General features: G+C 48.1%; 13 protein-coding genes. 8 read left to right on the top strand and 5 right to left on the bottom strand.

The window, feature by feature from the left end:
* The 4 genes from FSB84_RS20605 to FSB84_RS20620 all read left to right on the top strand — a co-directional run bounded on the left by FSB84_RS20605 (position 1) and on the right by FSB84_RS20620 (position 7,301).
* The gene (locus tag FSB84_RS20605) at positions 1-2,322 is read left to right on the top strand and encodes an ABC transporter permease subunit (RefSeq protein ID WP_130539767.1); all 2,322 of its coding nucleotides are present in this window, start codon (positions 1-3) and stop codon (positions 2,320-2,322) included.
* Between the two features lie 31 nt (positions 2,323-2,353).
* Positions 2,354-3,637: a MutS-related protein gene (locus FSB84_RS20610; protein WP_225979841.1), complete on the top strand. Its 1,284-nt coding sequence runs from the start codon at positions 2,354-2,356 to the stop codon at positions 3,635-3,637.
* 199 nt (positions 3,638-3,836) lie between these two features.
* Entirely contained in the window at positions 3,837-4,949 is a 1,113-nt protein-coding gene (locus FSB84_RS20615) for a MutS-related protein (RefSeq protein WP_158644034.1), read from the top strand.
* Between the two features lie 42 nt (positions 4,950-4,991).
* A complete protein-coding gene (locus tag FSB84_RS20620; RefSeq protein ID WP_130539769.1) occupies positions 4,992-7,301 on the top strand; it encodes an ABC transporter permease subunit in 2,310 nt (769 codons plus the stop codon).
* Between the two features lie 184 nt (positions 7,302-7,485).
* Here FSB84_RS20620 and FSB84_RS20625 read toward each other — a convergent pair whose 3' ends face one another.
* The 4 genes from FSB84_RS20625 to FSB84_RS20640 all read right to left on the bottom strand — a co-directional run bounded on the left by FSB84_RS20625 (position 7,486) and on the right by FSB84_RS20640 (position 14,201).
* The gene (locus FSB84_RS20625) at positions 7,486-8,931 is read right to left on the bottom strand and encodes an efflux transporter outer membrane subunit (RefSeq protein ID WP_130539770.1); all 1,446 of its coding nucleotides are present in this window, start codon (positions 8,929-8,931) and stop codon (positions 7,486-7,488) included.
* Between the two features lie 14 nt (positions 8,932-8,945).
* Positions 8,946-12,101, bottom strand: coding sequence for an efflux RND transporter permease subunit (locus FSB84_RS20630; protein WP_130539771.1), 3,156 nt, complete (start codon positions 12,099-12,101; stop codon positions 8,946-8,948).
* A 91-nt stretch (positions 12,102-12,192) separates the two neighbouring features.
* Positions 12,193-13,404, bottom strand: coding sequence for an efflux RND transporter periplasmic adaptor subunit (locus tag FSB84_RS20635; RefSeq protein ID WP_130539772.1), 1,212 nt, complete (start codon positions 13,402-13,404; stop codon positions 12,193-12,195).
* A 197-nt stretch (positions 13,405-13,601) separates the two neighbouring features.
* Positions 13,602-14,201 (bottom strand): TetR/AcrR family transcriptional regulator, encoded by a 600-nt coding sequence (locus FSB84_RS20640; protein WP_130539773.1) that lies wholly within the window; start codon positions 14,199-14,201, stop codon positions 13,602-13,604.
* A 208-nt stretch (positions 14,202-14,409) separates the two neighbouring features.
* Between FSB84_RS20640 and FSB84_RS20645 the strand changes: the two genes are divergently transcribed.
* On the top strand, positions 14,410-15,780 hold the full coding sequence (locus FSB84_RS20645) for an MATE family efflux transporter (protein WP_225979842.1): 1,371 nt from the start codon (positions 14,410-14,412) through the stop codon (positions 15,778-15,780).
* Here FSB84_RS20645 and FSB84_RS20650 read toward each other — a convergent pair.
* The gene (locus tag FSB84_RS20650) at positions 15,777-16,772 is read right to left on the bottom strand and encodes a phosphotransferase enzyme family protein (protein ID WP_130539774.1); all 996 of its coding nucleotides are present in this window, start codon (positions 16,770-16,772) and stop codon (positions 15,777-15,779) included. The two genes, FSB84_RS20645 and FSB84_RS20650, sit on opposite strands and share 4 nt — an antisense overlap.
* Before the next feature lie 356 nt (positions 16,773-17,128).
* Between FSB84_RS20650 and FSB84_RS20655 the strand changes: the two genes are divergently transcribed.
* The 3 genes from FSB84_RS20655 to FSB84_RS20665 all read left to right on the top strand — a co-directional run bounded on the left by FSB84_RS20655 (position 17,129) and on the right by FSB84_RS20665 (position 21,871).
* A complete protein-coding gene (locus FSB84_RS20655) occupies positions 17,129-17,758 on the top strand; it encodes a YceI family protein (RefSeq protein ID WP_130539775.1) in 630 nt (209 codons plus the stop codon).
* A 141-nt stretch (positions 17,759-17,899) separates the two neighbouring features.
* Positions 17,900-18,634 carry a GntR family transcriptional regulator gene (locus tag FSB84_RS20660; RefSeq protein WP_130539776.1) on the top strand — a complete coding sequence of 245 codons (735 nt, stop codon included), beginning with the start codon at positions 17,900-17,902 and terminating at the stop codon, positions 18,632-18,634.
* 102 nt (positions 18,635-18,736) lie between these two features.
* The gene (locus FSB84_RS20665) at positions 18,737-21,871 is read left to right on the top strand and encodes a SusC/RagA family TonB-linked outer membrane protein (protein WP_130539777.1); all 3,135 of its coding nucleotides are present in this window, start codon (positions 18,737-18,739) and stop codon (positions 21,869-21,871) included.
* Positions 21,872-21,888 lie beyond the last annotated feature (17 nt).

The following is a 21,888-nucleotide window of genomic DNA, read 5'->3' on the forward strand; positions in this document are numbered from 1 at the left end:
ATGAAAATAATATATAAGATTGCAAAAGCAGAGTTGAGAAACCTGTTCTATTCTCCTGTGGCCTGGTTTGTGATATTCCTGTTCTTCCTGACTGTATCTCTCATTTTTACCAAATCGCTGGATTTTATCAGCAATATGCAGGAAGCAATGTCTGACCTGGACAGCAACTGGTCTGGGATCGACTCCAGCATAAGCAGCATGCTGTTCGACAATATAACGGATACGGGCAATCAGTATTTTTATCTTTTCATTCCCTTACTCACCATGGGACTGATCAACCGGGAGATCAGCAATGGTACCATCAGGTTGCTGTATTCCTCTCCCGTTACCACCCGCGAAATTGTGTTGGGTAAATACCTGGGGATCGTACTCTTCAATATGTTGCTGATTGGTATTATCGCCATTTTCCTGCTGGCATCCACAACATTGATACCGGCGGCTGAATTCAAGCTGGCCCTGTCGATCATATTCATGTATTTCCTGATGGTGAATGCCATGGCAGCGATCGGTTTGTTCATATCCTGCTTAACGGGTTACCAGATTGTAGCTGCTATCATCACTTTTGCTGTATTCTATCTGCTGGCCAACATCTCCAACCTCTGGCAGCAATATGATCTGATCCGGGATATCACACATTACCTTGCCATCACCCGCAAAGGAAGCAATCTGCTGAAAGGGCTCATAACCAGCAGGGATATTATTTACTTTTTGATGGTGATCAGCCTCTTCCTGGGTTATACCATGATCAGGCTGAAAAATACACAGCAACCGCAAAGCTGGTCCATGAATGCATTCAGGTATGCATCACTCACGCTCATCGTTATTATTGTGGGGTACTTCACTTCCAGACCAGGTTATATCGCCTATTACGATGCCACCAACCGGCAAACCAATACACTCCACCCTGCTATTCAGGAAACCATCAAAGAAATGGACGGATCACCATTGACAGTTACACTGTATACGAATTTGCTGGATGGAAATGCAACAAGCCATGGACTGCCACAAAACCGGAATACATATATCTGGGAAGTCTGGGAACCCTATATCAGGTTCTATCCCAATATCAAATTCAGGTATGAATATTATTATGATGTAACGCAAAGGAACCATGATTTTTATACCAGGAAATATCCGGGTAAATCACTGGAGGAGATCGTAGCGATTGAAGCAGAAATGCTGGAGATCCGCCCGTCCATTTTCAAAACGCCGGAGGAGATGAGGAAAATAATCAACCTCATGCCCGAAGACGTGCATTTGGTGATGCAACTGGAGTATAAAGGGAAAAAAGAATTTCTGAGAACATACGAAGGGAACAGTCCCTGGCCATTACCAAACCATTTTGCGGCTACTTTCAAAAGACTGACCCGCCATAAAGAAGTTAAGATGGCATTTGTAACCGGGCATTATGAACGGAATATATTGAGCTGGGCAGGAAGAGAGTTTGGCTGGAATACCACCAGCAAGAAAGGGAAAAGGGCATTGATCAATGAAGGAGTGGATGCTGATACCATCTCGCTGCTCCATCAGGAAATACCATCCGGCATCGATGCATTGGTGGTAGCAGACCCTAAATCACCCTATAGTCAGGAAGAACAGCAAAAGCTCATTGACTATCTCAGGAAAGGTGGTAATGCTGTCTTCTTTACGGAAATAAAGAAGCAGTTCATACTGGCGCCCGTTCTTCAATCCATTGGCGTATATCCGGAAAACGGCGTCATTGTCAGACCAGACAAACATGAAATGCCGCATATTTTCCAAACGATGCTGACAGACAGTGGTAATTACCTCGCAAAGGAACTCGTTATGGAAAACTTCCAGCGTTACAGGAAGGGCGGCGCATATGTGATGAATGAGGGAGCGCTGAACCTCAGCTACCAGGAAATCGATGGCTTCAAAATAGAGCCCATCATCAGTAAGTCCGGCAACGATGGTACCTGGATCGAAAACGGATTGCTCACGGTAGATTCGGCCCCACCTGTATTCTCTCCGGTTGAAGGCGATATCAAAAAAAACGAGTATGTCATTGGCCTGAAACTTTCCCGGAAAATCGGCAATAAGGAACAAAGGATCATTGTAACCGGTGATGCGGATTTTATGACAAGTACCCGTGGACGCAAGGGCGGACATAATCTTGCCTTGTACAGCTGGCCGCTTTACAACCAATATCCCGTATATGGTAACCTCGCGGAACCTGAAGACAGGATGGTGAAAATTTCCAATCACAAAGCCAGGCTGCTCACCCTCATTGCAGCTTATGGATGCTCCGCGCTGTTACTGTTGTTCGCCATCGTATTACTGGTTCGCAGAAAAAGAAAGTAATCATCTAACAGTCACCTATAAATATTTCATCATGTTCCTCACGGATGATCAAACCATTGAAGACCTCCGGCTGTTTGCTAAAAGAGAAAGGACTGGTATCTATGATATCTACAACAATACTTCCACACGCGGTGGTGAAATATTGCTGGGCAATATGTTCAGAAATCCATTGTCCGATCTGCAGGCTATAACCAAACGCTCCACTGCCATTTCTGCGTTTGCCCGGCTGCAAACAGCTTTCCCATTCAATCCCGGCCTGCTGGATAGTGTGGAGAAATACATCTTGCAGGATGAAGTGAATCACACACAGAAAGGAGTACTGGGAGAAAAGGAGATCAGTGCCGGCGTAACGGCGCTGATCGAACTGCTGCATGCCATCAGAAATTTTCTGGAATCAGGCTCCATCGTTCAGGTGCCCATGCTGGATGAAGAAAGAAAAGAAACCTTACAAATACTGTTACACGCTTCCCTCGAACCGATATTCAGAGAGAAGCCCGGCCATAAACTGAGTTTCGGAGCATTGACCGCCTTCGATGTTTTGCTGCGCATGAAAGAGCGGGAGAAAGTAATGGAAGTGCTCAATTTCATTTATCTGCTGGATGTTTATATCTCTGTTGCACAGGTGGCCAATAAAAGGAAGTTCGTGTTTCCCGTGGCGTATTCCAAAGGCAGTAATGTTTTGAAAGTGGAGGGAGTGTATCATCCTGAACTAAAAAATCCTGTTGCGAACGACCTGCACATGCACACCGGAAAATCAGTAGTATTCCTCACAGGAGCGAATATGGCCGGTAAATCCACTTTCCTGCGTTCATTCAGTACTGCTGTGTATGTAGCGCATATGGGCTTTCCTGTAGCTGCTCAGCGTCTTGAGTTTTCAGTGATGGATGGCGTGCTAACCACCATCAACCTGCCCGATAATTTAGGCATTGGTGCTTCTCATTTTTATGCAGAAGTATTGCGGGTGAAGAAAGTTGCTACGGAACTGCATGCAGGAAAATCACTGTTTGTACTTTTCGATGAACTGTTCAGAGGCACCAACGTAAAAGATGCACACGAAGGAACCGTGGCGGTGACGAAAGCATTTGCCGGGAAAAAAGACAGCCTCTTTTTGATCTCATCGCATATCGTAGAAGCAGGAGATGAGCTGAAACAAAAAAACAATATCGGTTTTCATTTCCTCCCAACACGTATGAACGGAACTGTCCCCGAATATACATACACGTTGCAAGAAGGCATCACCGATGATCGCCACGGCATGATCATCATCCATAACGAAGGAATATTGGAAACATTAAAAAACGGACGCAAATCATGAGTTTTACTATAGACAGACAGTCGCAGGACGAATTAAACCTGATGGGAAAGTTCAGACAGGGGTCAGTGTACTTCCTGTTCAATCAGGTTAAATCACGCGGGGGGAACAGCTGCTCGAAAGACTGTACAAAAATCCGCTGACCAACGCGCAGGCTATCAACGAAAGAAGCAGCATTTTCTCTTTCTTTCAGAAGGCTGAATTGCAATGGCCATTTGATGCACAGCAAGTGCAGCAAATGCAGGAGTACACAGATGCCAGCAGTGGAAAAGGACAATTGTTCAATTACCTGCATATCATCGTCAGAAAATCATTGGCTGCGCTCACCCGTGATGAGCGATACAAAAAACTCATTCAGGGTTTACAGGCCACCATCGTTACCCTTAAGAAATGCCAGTCGATCGTGGAGTTGCTATATCAACAACCCGGGCCTTACCAGTCCAGAGCTGCTACGATGAGAACGGTGCTCAGCCAGGCAACTTTCACACAACTGATAGAAACAGATATTTATGCCGCGATCTCTGTAAAGAAACTTGCAGAGTACGATCATTTGCTGAAAAGCAAACTCAGCAATGATATACGTATACTGCTTCAGTTCATTGCGGAACTCGATGTCAATATTGCTGTTGGCCGGGTAGCTGCAAAAAATGGTCTTGCATGGGCGCATGCACAGCCTGAAGAAGCCAATATTTTCAATGCTACCAACCTCAGGCATCCCTGTATTGAGAAAGCGATCGGTAACGATATCGCCATGCAGGCAAAGAGCAATGTGGTTTTTCTCACCGGGGCCAATATGGCCGGTAAATCTACCTGGATGAAAACCATCGGCATCTCTGTGTACCTCGCCCATATCGGATTTCCGGTAGCGGCAGATACCATGGAGTTTTCTGTAAGAGAAGGCATTTATTCCAGTATCAACGTGGCGGATAATATCGCACTTGGCTACAGCCATTTTTATGCAGAAGTGGTGCGGGTGAAAAATGCTGCTGATGCTACAGCCACCGGAAAGCATCTGCTGCTGATGTTTGATGAATTGTTCAAAGGCACGAATGTGAAAGATGCATTCGATGGCACCCTGGCCGTAACAGAAGCTTTTGCTGAATACAGGAACTGTCTGTTCATCGTGAGTACGCATATCATTGAAGTGGGAGAGAAGCTGACAAACAAACCAAATATTCAATTCAAATTTATGCCCACTGTGCTGGAAGGAAGCGTACCACGATATACTTACCAACTCAAAGACGGTATCACAGAAGACAGACAGGGCATGATGATCATCAGCAATGAAGGTATCCTGCAGCTGATTGAAGGGTAAATGCCCATCCTCCATAAACTATCATAGTAATAAAAGAAAACAATGAAAATAATTTTCAAGATTGCCCGGGCGGAGCTGAGGAACCTGTTCTATTCTCCGATTGCATGGGTTACCCTCGTGGTGTTTTTTGTGATCAGCGGAATGCAATTCATCAACCCGCTGAGAACGATGGCTATCCAACAGGAATTGTTACAAGCCAACAGTCCCGGTTGGAACGGGTTCAGAGGCCCGCTGACCTTTGCTTTGTTCAACGATACCATCAAGCACATGTTGCAATATCTGTATTTCTTCCTGCCCCTGCTCACCATGGGAGTGATCAACCGGGAAGTGAATTCAGGCACCATGAAACTGTTGAATTCTTCTCCCGTAAGTATCCGGGAGATTGTGATGGGTAAATTTCTGGGACTCACCGGATTCAACCTCGCACTGATGTCGGTGATCGCTCTCATGCTGTTCACGGGTTACTTCACCATTCAGCATGCAGAGTTTGCGTGGTACTGTTCCATGTTGTTAGGGTTCTTTCTGCTCACCAGCACTTATATGGCCATCGGCCTGTATATTTCTACGCTTACCAGTTACCAGATCGTGGCGGGTATTGCTACTTTCTTCGCATTCATCATACTTGGAATGATGGGAAAAATCGGACAGGAATATGATCTCTTCAGAGATATCACCTGGTTCATTTCACTCGCAGGCAGAACCGATTTTATGTTCAACGGCCTCATCACTACCAGAGATCTGTTCTATTTTCTGCTGGTGATTGTGCTCTTCCTTGGATTGACCACACTTAAACTGAAAAGTTTGCAGGAGTCGAAAAAATGGACGGTTTCCTTTACGAGACACCTACTATTGATCCTGACAGTACTGACCCTGGGATATTTCAGTTCCAGACCTGGCCATATAGGCTATCTGGACGTTACCAGTAACAAATTGAATACGCTTGACTCCACCACTCAGGGTGTGTTGAAAGAACTCGACGGATCTCCTCTTACCGTAACCCTTTATGCAAATTTACTGGGACGCGGTTACGACGCAGGATCGCCGGCATCCAGGAATGCCTATATCTGGGGCTTCTGGGAAAAATACATCCGCTTCTATCCGAACATACAATTCAAATACGAATATTATTATGATATAAAAAAAGGAGATAGCGGTTTATTCAAAAGTTATCCGGGCAAAACAATCCATCAGATCGCCAAACAGGTAGCCAGGATGTTTAAGGTTGACCTGGCAGATTTAAAAAAACCAGGAGCCATCGACACCATGACAGATCTCAGCAGGGAAGATCAGTGGAAACTGATCATGGAGTTGGAGTACAAAGGGAATAAATCACTTTTGCGAATCTATGATATGCCGATCTGGCCAGATCCATCACATGTTTCAGCCAGCATCCGCAAACTGACCAGGAATAATATTCCCAAAGTGATGTTTACTACAGGTAATTGGGAACGCAGCCCCTGGAGAAATGGCGAAAGAGAATATGGATTGCATACCAATCTTCAGGCTAAGCGAGAAGCCATGACGAATATGGGCCTGGACGCCGATACCATTTCTTTATTGCGCCATGATATTCCAGCCAATACAAAATTACTGGCAGTTGCCGATCCCCGTTCGGCCCTCCAGCCATCGGAGCAAGAAAAAATCCTTCAATATATCGAGAATGGCGGTAATGCAATTTTTTACGGTGAAGCAGGAAAGCAGCAAATCCTTAACCCGATATTGAACACCATGGGTGTTACATTGGAGAATGGAAGACTGGTTAGGCCCCACCTTCACGCAGCATCGGATGCATTCAGGCTGATGCTGAACAAGGCCGGTGTTTACCTGGCCCAAACTTCCTATATGCAGTCGGCACAAAAATTCGGGGTAGAGAAAGCAGCTCCTAATGCTGTTTTTTCAGGATTTTGCGATATCAGTTTTAAGGACACGAATGGATTCAAAATAGAACCGATCATTCAAATGCCTGGTGCGAAAAATATCTGGATTGAAAATGGTTTATACGTAGCAGACTCGGCTAAACCAATTTTTTCCCCGGAAGAAGGTGATCTGCAAAAAGAAGTTTACACCATCGGTCTAAAACTGACCCGGATGATCAACAACAAAGAACAACGGATCATCGTAACAAGTGACGCCGATTTTATGACCGTAATTAACTCCATTGAATTGGGGTTGTACAGCTGGCTGGTGTATAATGAATACCCGGTGTACATTCCAAATATTTATCACAAAGACAGATGGCTGACCATCGGAAAAAATCCGGCTAAAGTACTATGGTACGTTTATGCGTATGGATTGCCTGGTTTGCTGTTACTCACAGGAACCATTTTGCTGATCAGAAGAAAAAGAAAGTAATAGCCATAAAAACCAATGCCTGACATGAAGCATGGAAACCCGCTCACTCCGGTGATTGCGGGTTTTTTTGTATCCTAATAAAATCCCCAAAAAATAAACCTAACTCAACAACTGAAAATTGAAAAAGGGTGCCTCAATTACTTTTGAGACACCCACTTCAACTTCAACCGATACCCATACATATTTATTTGTAACCCCCGCCCAGTGAACGGTAGAGCTCAACAACAACGCCGAGCTGGCTGCGCTGGATGGTGGCTACATTAAGCTCTGCCTGCAGTGCATTGGTCTGCGCGGTGATCACTTCAAGATAATTCGCCATGTCTGATTTGAACAGCAACTGTGCATTCTGCACAGCGGAACGCAATGTGTCTACCTGTGCATCGGCAATCACACGCTGTTCTTTGAGTTTCACAGTCCGGGTAAGTGCATTGCTCACTTCTGAAGTGGCCTGCAATACACTCTGACGGAAATTAGCTACTGCTTCATCACGCTGTGATTTAGCCACCTCATAGTTGGTCTTGAGATTGCGGCGATTGAAGATAGGCTGCAAAAGGGTTCCTGTTGCCAGTCCAAACAATGAATTGGGAACACTCCACCAGTTGCTGGCCTTGAATGATTCAAGACCGCCACCTGCTGTGATATTGAGCGCAGGATACATATTTGCCTGCTGCAATCCCACACGTGCATTCGCAACGGTGAGAGCCATTTCGCTGCTGCGAACATCGGGCCTGCGACTTACCATGGCAATGGGAAGACCGGCAGACAATTGTTCGCGCAGTGTTTGCTGGCTCAGCGTGCTTCTGCCTTCGATGGTGCCGGGATTTTGTCCGGTTAATAACTGCAATGCATTTTCCTGCAATACGATGCTCTCTTCCAGTTGCGGGATCAGCAGGGCAGTGGCCTGCCTTTGTGATTCCACCTGCTGAACGGCCAGTGTGGTAACGGAGCCGCCATCGCGGAGTGCGCGGGTGGCCAGCACCAGGCTGTCGTTCAGCAAAAGATTGTTCTTCGTGATCTCGAGCTGCTTATCCAGCATCAGGAGATTATAATAACCCTGAGCAATATCCGAAATGAGTTGTGTCTGAACAGCTTTCACTGCTTCCTGTTGCTGCAGGTAAGAAGCGATGGTCACTTCCTGCTGACGGCGGATCTTTCCCCAGATATCGGCTTCCCAGCTGAAGTTCAGCGATGTCACATAATTCTCCACATAAGATTTGCCGAGGAATGTGCCTACGCTGAGGCCGTTCAAACTATTGTCAGACGGACGGTTGATGCTTCCCTGGATCTGAAGGTTCACATCCGGTAGCTGAAGCAGCTTCGCCTGTCTTACCTGTTGTTGGGCCTGATCCATTCTTTTGATGGCGGCCTGCAGGTTATTGTTATACGTGATGCCTTTACTGATCAGGCCCTGAAGGGCCGGATCAGTAAAGAATTCTTTCCATTGTATATCCGCAATGCTGCTGGTATCTGCATAGCTCACTGCATTAGCGGAGTCCGCAGCAATGAACTGTTGCGGCAAAGGCAGTTCAGGACGCTGATAGTTCTTGCCCACTTTGCAGGCAGATAGGAATCCTGCAAAGGCCAGCGCCACAGCAATGCTTTTATATAATTTGGTGTTGATGGTTGTCATACTTCGATTATTAATTATTCAGCAACAAACACTTCTTTCTCTTCTTTCTTCCTGGATACTTTTTCCTGGAGGTACTGGAAAATAATGTACAGTACCGGTACGATGAATACGCCCAGGAGTACACCGGTAAGCATACCGCCTGCGGCGCCGAAGCTGATACTCCGGTTACCCTGTGCAGATGATCCTGTTGCGCGCATCAGCGGGGTGATACCCACAATGAAGGCGAAGGAGGTCATGAGGATGGGGCGTAAGCGCAGCTTTGCCGCTTCCAGTGCGGCATCCAGCCTGCTCATACCAGTTCGTCTCCGCTGTACCGCATATTCCACAATCAGGATGGCGTTCTTCGCCAGCAGACCGATCAGCATGATCAATCCTACCTGTACATAGATATTGTTATCGATACCTACCAGTTTGATGAAGAGGAACACTCCAAAGATCCCGAAGGGAATACTCAGGATAACGGCAAATGGAAGCAGGTAGCTTTCGTATTGCGCTGCCAGCAGGAAGTATACGAAGATCACGCAGAGGAGGAAGATCACTCCTGATTGTCCGCCTGCGGCGATCTCTTCTTTACTCATACCTGTCCACTCGTGTTTGAATCCGCGGGGCAGGAATTTTGCTGCCACTTCATCCACCGCCTTGATGGCATCACCGGTACTGTACCCGGGATTCGGCATACCGTTGATGGTAACGGCATTGAAAAGGTTGTTGCGTGTTACTGTTTCAGGGCCGTATGTTTTCCGGAGTGTTACCACTGTATTCAGCGGCACCATTTCTCCATAGCTGTTCTTGATATACATATTGCCCAGTGATTCAGGATTGGTGCGGTACTCCACATCGGCCTGCACCACTACACGGTAGAATTTACCGAAGCGGTTGAAGTCGGATGCGAAAGTACTGCCGTACATCACCTGCATGGTATTGAGGATATCACTAACGGAAACGCCTATCTGTTTTGCTTTGGCTTCATTGATGTCCACCATGTATTGCGGGTTACCGGCATTGAAGGTGGTGAAGGCCATCGCGATCTCAGGACGCTTCATCAGCTCGCCTGCAAAGGCCCAGGCCATGCCGCCGAGTTTGTCAACGGGTCCGTTGTTACGGTCCTGCAAAATGAACTCGAAACCTTCCACGTTACCGAAGCCCTGTACGGTGGGGAAGGCGAAGGTGAAGATGCTGGCTTCCTTGATGGCGCCCAGCGCACCCTGCAATGCTCCCATATTATCCGCGAGTTTCTTCACGGCTCCGCGGTCTGCAAACTTCTTCAGTCTCACAAATCCGATAGCGTAGTTGGAGCTGGCGGAGTTGCTCAGCAGGTTGAAGCCGGTAACGCTGAAATAGGCTTCAACGGACTCCATCTTGCTGATGATACCTTCGGCTTTCGTGATCACTTCCTTGGTACGGTCCAGTGATGAACCTGCCGGCAGTGTAACGTTGTAAAGGATGAACCCCTGGTCTTCTGCAGGGATAAAGCCTGTTGGTGTTGTCTTGGCCATCCAGTAGGTGGCGCCTGTTACCAGCAGCAGGCCGGTGATGGCGATCCATTTGAATTTTGCCAGGAATTTCACACTGCGTCCGTAGCGGTCCGTCATGGCATTGAAGCCGCGATTGAAACCGGTGAAGAAGCGCTGGGTGAATCCTTTCTTCGGCGCATGACCATGCTCGTCATTCAGATGCGGGTTCTTCAGGAAGAGCGCAGAGAGCGCAGGGCTCAGCGTCAACGCGTTCACCGCAGAGATCAGGATGGCGATGGCAAGCGTGAAGGCGAACTGCCTGTAGAACACGCCGGCAGGGCCCTGCATGAAACCAACGGGAATGAATACTGCAGCCATCACGAGCGTGATAGATATGATGGCGCCGGAGATCTCCTGCATCGATTTGATAGTGGCTTCACGCGCCGGCAATCTGCTATGTTCCATCTTCGTGTGCACCGCTTCCACCACCACGATGGCATCATCCACCACGATACCGATGGCGAGCACGAGTGCGAAAAGCGTCAGCAGGTTGATGCTGAAACCAAAGAGCTGCATGAAGAAGAAAGTACCGATAATGGCCACCGGCACTGCGATGGCAGGGATCAGCGTGGAGCGGAAATCCTGCAGGAAGATGAACACCACGATGAACACGAGGATAAAGGCTTCGATCAAAGTATGTTTTACCTGATCGATGGATTCATCCAGGTACTCTTTGGTAGAGTACATGTTCATGTAATGCACTCCTTTGGGGAAGAGCTCGGCATTCTTTTTCAATACATCGTTGATGGCGATCTGGATCTCGTTGGCATTGGAACCGGCGGTCTGGAAGATAGCGATACCAATGGCGGGATTGCCGCCCCATTTATTATCAACGGTGTAATTGAATGATCCGAATTCTACACGGGCCACATCTTTCAATCTCAGGATAGAGCCGTCTGCACTGGCTTTCAGCACCATGTTCTCATAGTCTTCGCCATGATTGCCCTTGCCTTTGTATTTGAGTACGTATTCGAAACTTTCAGTACTGTTCTGTCCGAATCGGCCGGGAGCTGCTTCCATATTCTGTTCCTGGATGGCGCGGAGCACATCCTGGGGAGAGAGATTATTGGCTGCGAGCCTGTCGGGTTTCAGCCAGATCCGCATGGCGTAGTCTTTGGAACCGAAGCTCATGGCCTGTCCTACGCCTGGCACACGCTGAATCTCGGGGATCAGGTTGATGCGGGCATAGTTCTGGAGGAAGGTCTCGTCGAAGAGACTATCGGTAGAGTAGAGGGCCGGCACCATGATCATGGAGTTCTGTTGCTTCTGGGTGCTGATACCGGCGGTAACCACTTCAGCAGGCAGGAGACTCACGGCCTTGGACACACGGTTTTGAACGTTCACCGCTGCAAGGTCTGGGTCAGTGCCCAGCTTGAAGAAAACGGAGAGCGTCATGGAACCGTCGTTGTTGGAGTTGGAGGTCATGTAGGTCATGTTCTCCACGCCGTTGACGGCTTCTTCGATAGGAGTGGCCACTGCCCGCGCTACCACTTCGGCATTGGCGCCGGGATAGTTGGCAGTAACGGTAACACTGGGCGGTGCGATGTCCGGGAACTGTGTTACCGGCAGGGTGGTCAGTGAGATGATCCCCAGCAGCACCAGTATGATGGATACAACCGTTGATAGTACCGGTCGTTCAATGAATTTCTTAAACATGGGAATATGATTTTGGTCTGCCGAACTTTTGTTCAGCTGATAAGTCTTGTTCTAAGCGTGCGTGATGCATGTAAACTGCTGTGCGTGCGGCTTACAGCGGTTTTGCCTTCAGCAGGCTGTCAGCGGAGATAGGCTGGGGCACAATGGTCATACCATCGCGGAGATTGCCTACTCCGGAGAACACGATCTTTTCACCGGCTGTGATACCGGACGACACGAAATAATAATTGGCTGTTTTGCCGGAGATAGCCAGCGGTTTGCTCACCACTTTATTGCTGTCTGCCAGTGCGAATACGAACACTTTGTCCTGGATCTCGAAAGTAGCTTCCTGCGGAACCACCAGTGCAGACTGTTCCAGCTGCGGGATGCGGACCCTTCCGGTATTGCCTGTGCGGAGCGTGCCGCCTGCATTGGGGAAGGAGGCGCGGAAACTGATAGCGCCCATCGTTCTGTCGAACTGACCGTCAACGGTGCTCAATCTTCCTTTCTGCGTATATACGCTACCGTCAGCCAGCAGCAATTCAACAGCAGGGACCTTTCTTACTTTTTCTTCCAGTGTATTGCCTGCGAACTGATTCTTGAATGCGATGAAATCAGGTTCGCTGAGAGAGAAGTAAGCATACATCTCGCTCACATCAGACAATACGGTGAGTGGCTGTGCTTCGCCTTTTCCAACCAGCGCTCCGGTCTTGAAAGGGATTCGGCCGATATATCCGCTCACCGGGGCTTTGATAAGAGTGTACCCGATATTGATCTGGGAGCTTCCCAAAACTGCTTTGGCCTGATCGGCTGCAGCAACGGCTGCATCGTAATTTGCCTGTGCGGTTTTGAGCTGCACTTCAGAGATCACTTTGGCGGCAACCAGTGGCGTGAGGCGGTCTACTTCCACTTTCGCGCGCTGGATATTAGCCTGTGCTGCACTGAGACTGGCTTTGGCATTGTTGGAAACCTCGCTGTATTCCCTGTCGTTGATCTTGAAGAGTGGTTGGCCCGCTCTCACGAAAGCGCCTTCGTCTACATAGATCTTTTCCAGGAAGCCTGCTACCTGCGGGCGGATCTCCACATTCACTTTGCCTTCCAGGGCAGCAGCATACTCACGGTAGGTGGTGGCTGGCGCGGTGGTAACGGCAACTACCGGTAATTCCGGTGGTGGCGGCGCGGCAAATCCCTGTCCGGGATTGGCAGATGAACCGCAAGCGGAAAATATAATGGAGGTGATGAGTACGCCGGCAATAAGGGCGTATGATTGGACAGTCAGAAACGGTTTCAAGGCTCGTCCATTGGTCTTCAGTAATGGTTGCATAACATGGTTGTTTTGGGGGAGAAAACTCCCCGCGTTTGTAATTACAATTTTCACGGATCTATTGTGTCTGTTCTGTTTTACTGTTCAGTGTTTACCGGAGGTTAAGTTTCCATTCAGGCAGGCGGATCGCGTCAGTTAATGTTGTAACGCTGCTATATTTCCTAACAGTGTTAGCGTTTTTGGCAAAAAAATTTCCGTTAAGGAGCCAGGTTTTTGATGAAGCCGTTGATGGCATCATCCAAAACCATTTTATTCAGTTCATCGCACATATCTGAAGTGCGCATCATTTTGATAGAGATGAGCCCATGCAGGATGGACCAGAACGTATGACTTTTGAGACAGGCATTGTCTTCACTCGCATTCTTTCCGAGGATGGCATTGATGGGTTGTATCATCAGTTCCCTGAAGCCCACTTTCTCGGGAAGGCATTTTTCCTGCTCGATGCAGGGGATGCCGAGATCGAACATCACCTGGTAGTATTCCTTATTGCGGAACGCGAAATTCCAATAGGCGTCTGCCATTGCTTTGATCTGGTCGGCAGGAGCGGTATGTTTGTTCCTGGCCTGGTCCATTTTCTTTGTCAGCAGTCTGAATCCATCCCGTGCAAACTCTAACAGGATATCTTCCTTGCTGCCAAAGTGATCATAGATGACCGGCACACTGTACTCGATGGCGTCGGCGATTTTACGGATGGAGAGTGATTGCCATCCCTCTTCCGTTACGATCCTCCATGCGGTAGCCAGAATGCTTGAGCGCACCTCGTCACGCTGCCGCAGCCGTCTTTCTGTTATGCCCATATTTGAATTTTACCTAACAGTGTTAGCAAAAGTAGTGATGTTTTGAATTCTACAAAAATATTCTCGAAGAAAAAATTATTAAGCCCCTGTAAAAGGCTACAGGAGCGGATTTTGAGGAGATGAAAGTTGAACCGCCGAAAAACCGGGGTCAAACAATTGGACATTTGTCCTGTTATTCCCCCTGAACAATTTTATTTTTGCCGATTCTATGAACAAAGAGCGTATTGGACTGAGAACAGAAGCGTCAGCTACTATCAAGCTCGCCATTCCCATCATTATCGGGGAACTGGCGCAGATGGCTTTGCATATTATAGACAGCGCCATGGTGGGTTCCATCGATTATCACCAGCTTGCCGCTGTAGCCCTGGTGATCAACACCATCAATATACCATTGGTGTTTGGGATCGGCATGACTATCGCCGTTTCGCAGATGGTGAGCATGGCCAATGGCAGGAATGATGACGGACAGGTTTCGCACTATCTCTTCAATGGATTTGTGCTCTGCTCCGTGATGGGCATCGTAATATCGCTGGCACTTTGTTTCGGTACAGGTATATTGTATCATCTGGGCCAGGACCCTGAAGTGGTGCATCATGCAGTTCCATTCATGAAACTCATGAGCCTTTCGATGATCCCCATGCTCATGTTCATGACCCTCAAACAGTTCACTGACGGTCTGGAATATACGAAAACAGCGATGGTGCTGTCGCTCATATCACTTCCTCTCAATGTATTCATCAACTGGCTGCTGGTTTACGGCAACTGGGGTGCACCCAGGCTGGAGCTGGTAGGAGCGGGATGGGGCACGCTGATCACACGTACACTGATGTTCTTTGTATTGTTGATAGTGGTGTTCCGTCATAAGATCTTCCAGCCCTATATTTCCGTTCGCAGTTCACAATGGAAAATTCGCCGCAAAACAATGGGCGAGTTATTGCATATCGGTACCGCCAGCAGTTTGCAGCTGGGCATGGAAGCCGGCGCCTTTGCGGTGAGTGGAATTATTATCGGTACTCTCGGCGCCGTAGCGCAGGCTGCACACCAGATTGCACTCAGTCTTGCCGCATTCACTTTCATGGTGAGCATGGGACTGGCGCAGGCAGGCAGTATCAGGGTGAGCAATTCTTTTGGCAGAAAGGACTGGGGCCTGATCAATCTTATAGGTAAAAGCACCATGATCACAGCCCTGATCTATGGCGTACTCTGCGCCATCATCTTCGCCAGTTTCCGTTTCCTGCTTCCGCAGTTGTTCAACGATAACACAGAAGTGATTGCGCTGGCTGCTACCTTGTTGCTCTTTGCAGCTGTGTTCCAGATCAGCGATGCCACACAGGCCATCAGTGCAGGACTACTTCGTGGTATCAAGGACGTTAAAACACCTACGCTGCTGATTGCAGTGGCTTACTGGGTGATCGGTATTCCGGTTGGCTGGTTCTTTGCATTCCAGCTGGATTTGGGAGCATCGGGTATGTGGCTGGGACTGATCACAGGGCTCACCTTTGCAGCAGGTTTCCTGGCTTTCCGTTTTTTGAAAATGGTGAAGAAGGAGAACAGGAGCCTGGTGCAGGCTTTGGATTAGAATAAGCCTTCTGTGAAGCTCAGGTAATACTCAATTTGTTTCATTCTTTCCCTCAGGAATCTTGGACCGAAATATACATTGGTATGGTCTTCAAAATTCTCATATTGGTATTTAAGATAAAAGAGAATGAACAGGAAACCGAGTTGTGGCAAGGCTTTCAGTTCATCCGGATGCAGCGCCCTGATTTTCGTGTATGCATCGATGAACAACAGAAGCCTTCTTTGAGCATCATCTTTATGCGGACTGAGGAGCGAAAGATAAATGCCATAGGAAGCGATATCATTCAGCAGCCAGCCATAGCCTGCAAAATCGAAATCGAATAAAGTGATAGTGCCTTGCTGATTGTGGTGCCAGTTCTTGGGCATGAAATCATAATGGCAATATCCTGTGCTGAATGTGGATGTGTTCAGTTTATCGAGTGTTTCAAGTTGTTTTGCGGCTGTTGTTTCCAATTGATGATAGATGTCCATCAGATTGAAATATGCATAGGCTGGCCTGATTGCGTGCAAAGGTTCATGCAATAGCGTATTGATCGTATATGCCTGCCTGTTATAAGACAGTACCAGTTTTTCTGTTTTTTGATGGAGCCGCGCCAGGTATTGGGCGGATTGGATGATCTGTTCATCGTTCTGTTCGATGATAGGAGAGCCCGGAGCAAACTGATACAGGATACCGTGACGAATACCTTCAATGGCCTGAAAGGATTGGAGTGTATTCCCGGACAGGTCGCTTACCGGAGAGGCCACCTGAATCTCGTTTTCTGTGAGATATTCCAGCAATGCTATTTCCCCCAGCAATTCTTCCTGGTTCCTGTGCTTGGAACGAAAGATCTTCAGGATAAATTCTCCTGCCTCCGATTGAACATGGTAGGTGTCGCTAACCCCGCGCAGTTTATAACGGCATTGCACAGCTGAAATGCCATACCGCTGTTCGATAAATGTGCCGAGTGCAGGAGCGGAAAGGGTAGAGTAGTGGGTTGGGAAGATGGTCATGTTGTATGATTGAAGGACTGGAAAAAGGGGATGCAATGTAAACCAATTTTTCTGGCGGAATTGCCCCGGTTAAGCCTGAATGAATCAATCAACTCGTTTTGCGTTGAATTTTCTCAGAGAATTCTAAAAAAAGTTTTTGGTCGATGTTTAGCGGTTTAATTTGTATTCAATTGATTAAGAAGGTATAATAGTGGTTTTTTCATTCTGCAAAACATCGAAAAAAATAAATACGATGTTTCAACAACAAAAACTGTTTGGCGTTTGTTTTGTTGTAAGTCATTCTTGGAATCGGTCTCTTTCACCCTTTGACGGAGCCCGGTTGCATTTTTTCAACATTCAATCTTAAAAAGGAAAACATGAAAAAACTTCTCTTTGTGCTGTTAGGCGGATCTGTATTCCTGACAAGCTGCGTTGACAACCCTGAAGGAAAAAAGGCTGAAACCACAGACAGCGTTTCAACCACTCAACCTGTTGCCGGTGCAGGTCTGGCTGTTGATCCTGCTGCGAGCAGCATCGCCTGGCTGGGTAACAAGGTAACGGGCAAGCACAATGGTACTATCAAGATCTCCGGTGGCACCCTGAATGTGCAGGACGGAAAACTGACTGGCGGCAAATTCACTATCGACATGAATTCTCTGTCGAATCTGGACATCACAGACACTGCTTACAAGGCTAAGCTGGAAGGTCACCTGAAGTCCCCCGACTTCTTCGATGTAGCAAAATATCCCGAAGCAAATTTCGAGATCACTTCTGTTACTGATTCCGGTTCCAACAAGCTGAAGATCTCTGGTAACCTCACACTGAAAGGTATCAGCAAGAACATCACATTCGATGCTGATGTTGTTGAAAGCACTCCAACTTCTTTCAAAGCGAAAGCTGATTTCAATATCAATCGTCACGACTGGGGCATTACCTATCCTGGTCAGAAAGACGATGCCATCAGCCAGGAGATCAACCTGAAAGTTGACCTGCAGGCGAAAGCATAAGGATCACAGATTACATGAGAATTTCTATACTGGGGCGCTGACCTGATGGTCGGCGCTTTTTTTTGTGCGCCAGGCAAAAAAAATTTGGCGTTTTCCCAAATCTCCCTAATTTAGTATGTACGAACATATAAACAAGCTCACATGGATAAGTTGGAAATTGATCATCAGAGTGCGCTTCCTTTACATGCCCAGGTGGAAGATCTGCTGCGTAGGCTGATTGCCAAGCCCGAGTACCAGAATGGCAAACTTTTACCCAACGAGATCAATATGGCCAAGAAGCTGGGCGTAAGCCGCAGCACCGTTCGCCAGGCCACCAATAAGCTGGTATATGAACGTTTACTGGTGAGAAAGAAAGGAGTAGGTACTTCCGTTGCCCGCAACAATATTTCCACCAAGCTCGACAAATGGAGCAGCTTCACACACGAAATGGACGAGAAGGGAATGACCTTCCGCAACTACAGTATCAAGGTCTCCAATGTAGTTCCGGACAAAGAGATCCAGCAACTGTTCAAACTCGCTCCGGGCGCTACTGTACTGAAGATGGAGCGTGTGAAGGGGCTCGACGGCGAACCTATTGTCCACTTCATTTCCTATTTCCATCCCCGTACCGGTCTTACCACAGACGACGATTTCAACAAACCATTATACGAGATGCTGGAGAACGATCATCATATTGTGGCCTCCGTATCCAAGGAAGGGATCAGCGCTATCCTTGCCGACAAACGGATCAGCAAGCTGCTGGCCGTTGAACCCGGCGCGCCCATCCTCTTCCGTAAACGTGTGGTATGTGATGCAGGCGACCGTCCCATCGAATATAATCTCGGCCATTACAGGGCCGACAGGTTCACGTATACTATCGACATAGAACGTCACTAATCTGGTTTTCTGAATCTTATCCACAGAACCTTAAAAAAATTTATGCCTTAATATGTACGAACATTCGGACATTTGATCCCTACACTCTTCAATGCTTATTTAATGAGAAAGTATTCATCTAACGACAAGCTTGCTGCCCTGTTCACCGCATTCTTCCTATGGTGCATCATCCCGGCCATCGCCCAGGATTCACCCGGAAAGGTAACAGGTAAAATCACCAGCGCCGCCGGCAGTCCTATCGAAGGAGCTACCATTACTGTGAAAGGCCTCACGCAGAGCGTGGCCTCCAACAAAACCGGTCAGTTCTCCATCACAGTGCCTGCAGGAAAAGATACCCTGGTGATCTCACACATCGGTTTTGTAACGCAGGAGATAGCACTGCGCAACAGGACCTCCCTCAACATTACTTTGACAGACGTAAATGCCGAGCTGGACCAGGTGGTGGTGATCGCTTACGGAACAGCCCGCAAGAGCGATCTCACCGGAGCCGTAGTGTCCGTGAAAGCGGATGAGCTCAAGGCAATCCCTGCAACCTCCTTCGACCAGGCCCTCCAGGGCCGCGCCGCAGGTGTGCAGGTAACCACACTTTCGGGTAAGCCTGGTGGTGAGCCATCCATCCGAATCCGCGGTACCAGCTCCATCAATGCCGCCAATGAACCACTCTATGTGGTAGATGGTATGCTGGTGAACAGCGATGGCGGAGATGTAAGTGGCGGTGTTACCCGCGGCCCCAGGCTCGGGCCATTATCGAGCATTAACCCGGGAGACATTGAATCGATCGAGATCCTCAAAGACGCTTCCGCCACCGCCATGTACGGCGCCCGCGGCGCCAACGGCGTAGTGCTCATCACCACCAAACGCGGTCGCGCAGGTCAGGGCCAGGTGAATATTGAAGCCTACCATGGTTATCAGAAGATCGCCAATCAGCTGGACCTGCTCAATGCAGAACAGTTCGCCAATTTCTACAACGAAGCCAGGATGAATGCCAACCAGATGCCAGTGTATGTGAACCCAAAGAACCTCGGCAGCGGCACCAATTGGCAGGATGAGCTCTTCCGCACAGCGCCCATCAGCAATCTCCAGGCTTCCGTCAGCGGAGGTGATGAAAAAACAAAATACAGCATCACGGGATCGCTGTTCTCTCAGGATGGTATTATCCTCAATTCTGATTTCAAACGTTATTCCTTCCGCGCCAACCTGGATCGGCAGATCAATGATAAACTCACGGTTGGGACCAGTCTCGCATACTCACGCGTGAACAGCAAAGGCGTACTCACCAACGACCAGCAGATAGTGCCGGGTGTTGTGCTCAGCGCTATTCAGTTCAATCCGGTTTTCCCTGTGTATGATCCCAACGGACCCGGAGGTTATACTTTTGAAAACAGGAGAGAAGATTTCTATTTGGGAAAGACCCTTGGCAATCCCATTGCCGAAGCAAAGGAATATATTTCCAATACGGCCATGTCGCGTTTTCTCGGTAATGCATACGTGAAATATGCTTTCAGCAAACAACTGGAATTCCGCAGCAGCTTTGGTGTTGATGCTTTCTCCAATGACGAAGGCAGCTTCGGTCCCAATTTCCTCAAACGTACACAGGCCAGTGAAGGCGAAGCTTCGCTTGCCAAATCGGATGGTATGACCTGGCTGAACGAGAATACGCTCACCTACAACAATACCTTCGCCGGCAAACACCGCGTGAATGCTTTGTTGGGTTATACGATGCAGCGATTCAATATGGACAGGCTGAATGTGATCTCTTTCGGATTTCCCAGCAACCACACGGGTTATCACGATATTTACGCCGGACAAAAACCGCAGAAGCCCGTCAATAGCGAAAGCAGTTGGAGCATGATCTCTTACCTGGGACGTCTGAACTATACTTTCAATAACAAATATCTTTTCACGCTCACAGGCCGTATAGATGGCAGCTCCAAATTCGGTATCAACAACAAATACGCTTTCTTCCCTTCAGGCGCTTTTGCATGGCGTGTGTCTGAAGAAGATTTCATGAAAGATAATGATCAGATCAGCGATCTGAAGCTGCGTACCAGTTATGGAGTGATCGGAAACCAATCGATCCCGCCTTATCAGTCGCTTGCTGTAGTGAGTACATTCGGAGAAGGCGTGTTCAACAGTAACCAGGGAAGTGAAGTGTATACCGGGCTCGAACCAAAGACTTATGTGAACCCAAATCTCAAATGGGAAACCACCCGTCAGTTCGATATCGGCTTCGATCTCGGTCTCTTTAACAATCGCGTGGCCATTACCGCGGATTTCTATCATAAGAAAACGAATGACCTGCTGCTGAATGCGCCGATTCCAACAACTTCCGGATTTGGATTTGCAGTGATGAATATCGGTAATATCGAGAACCATGGTTTCGATTTCGATATCCGTACAGAGAATATAAAAGGGGAATTCAGCTGGAACAGCGCCATCAATGTTTCCATCAACCGTAACAAGATCACCAACCTCAATTCAGAGAACGATATTCCGCTGATGGGTGGACTGATCCTCCGTCAGGGACTCTCTGTTGGCGCCTTCTACGGCTATATAGCTGATGGCATCTTCCAGACAGATGCAGAAGCTGCTTCCAGCCCTGTACTGGTAGGGCAGGAGCCAACAGGACCTAACGCTGCCTCACATGCGAAAGCAGGCGACCGCAAATACAAAGACCTGAATGGTGATAAGAAGATCGATGTGAATGACCGTGAGATCATCGGTTATGCCACACCGAAATTCACCTGGGGCTTCTCCAACAATTTCAGCTACCGCAACTGGAGCCTGGCTGTTTTCTTCCAGGGATCACAGGGCAACAAAATGGCCAACCTGAATAATCTCGATCTGCTCAATTTCAATGGTCAGACCAACCTGCTGGCAGAAGCTGCATTGAACAGGTGGACGCCCACCAATCCCAGTAACAAATATCCACGTGCGCTGGCGGCTGGTAGCCTGGATAATGGCCTCATCTCCACCAATATCGTGGAAGATGCTTCCTATATCCGCCTCAAGAATATTCAACTGGGCTATGAATTCAGCACCAGGTTGCTGAAAAAGATGCACCTGAAGAGACTGCGTTTGTATGCAAGCGCCACCAACCTCTTCACCATCACCGATTATTCAGGTTTTGATCCGGAAGCCAATGCCTTTGGTCAGTCTACCACATTAATGGGACTCGACCTGGGCGGTTATCCCCAGGCAAAGACCTTTCTCTTCGGCATCAACCTCGGGCTCTAAAAAAGTAAACTGCTGAA

Source organism: Pseudobacter ginsenosidimutans (assembly GCF_007970185.1).
GTDB lineage: Bacteria > Bacteroidota > Bacteroidia > Chitinophagales > Chitinophagaceae > Pseudobacter > Pseudobacter ginsenosidimutans.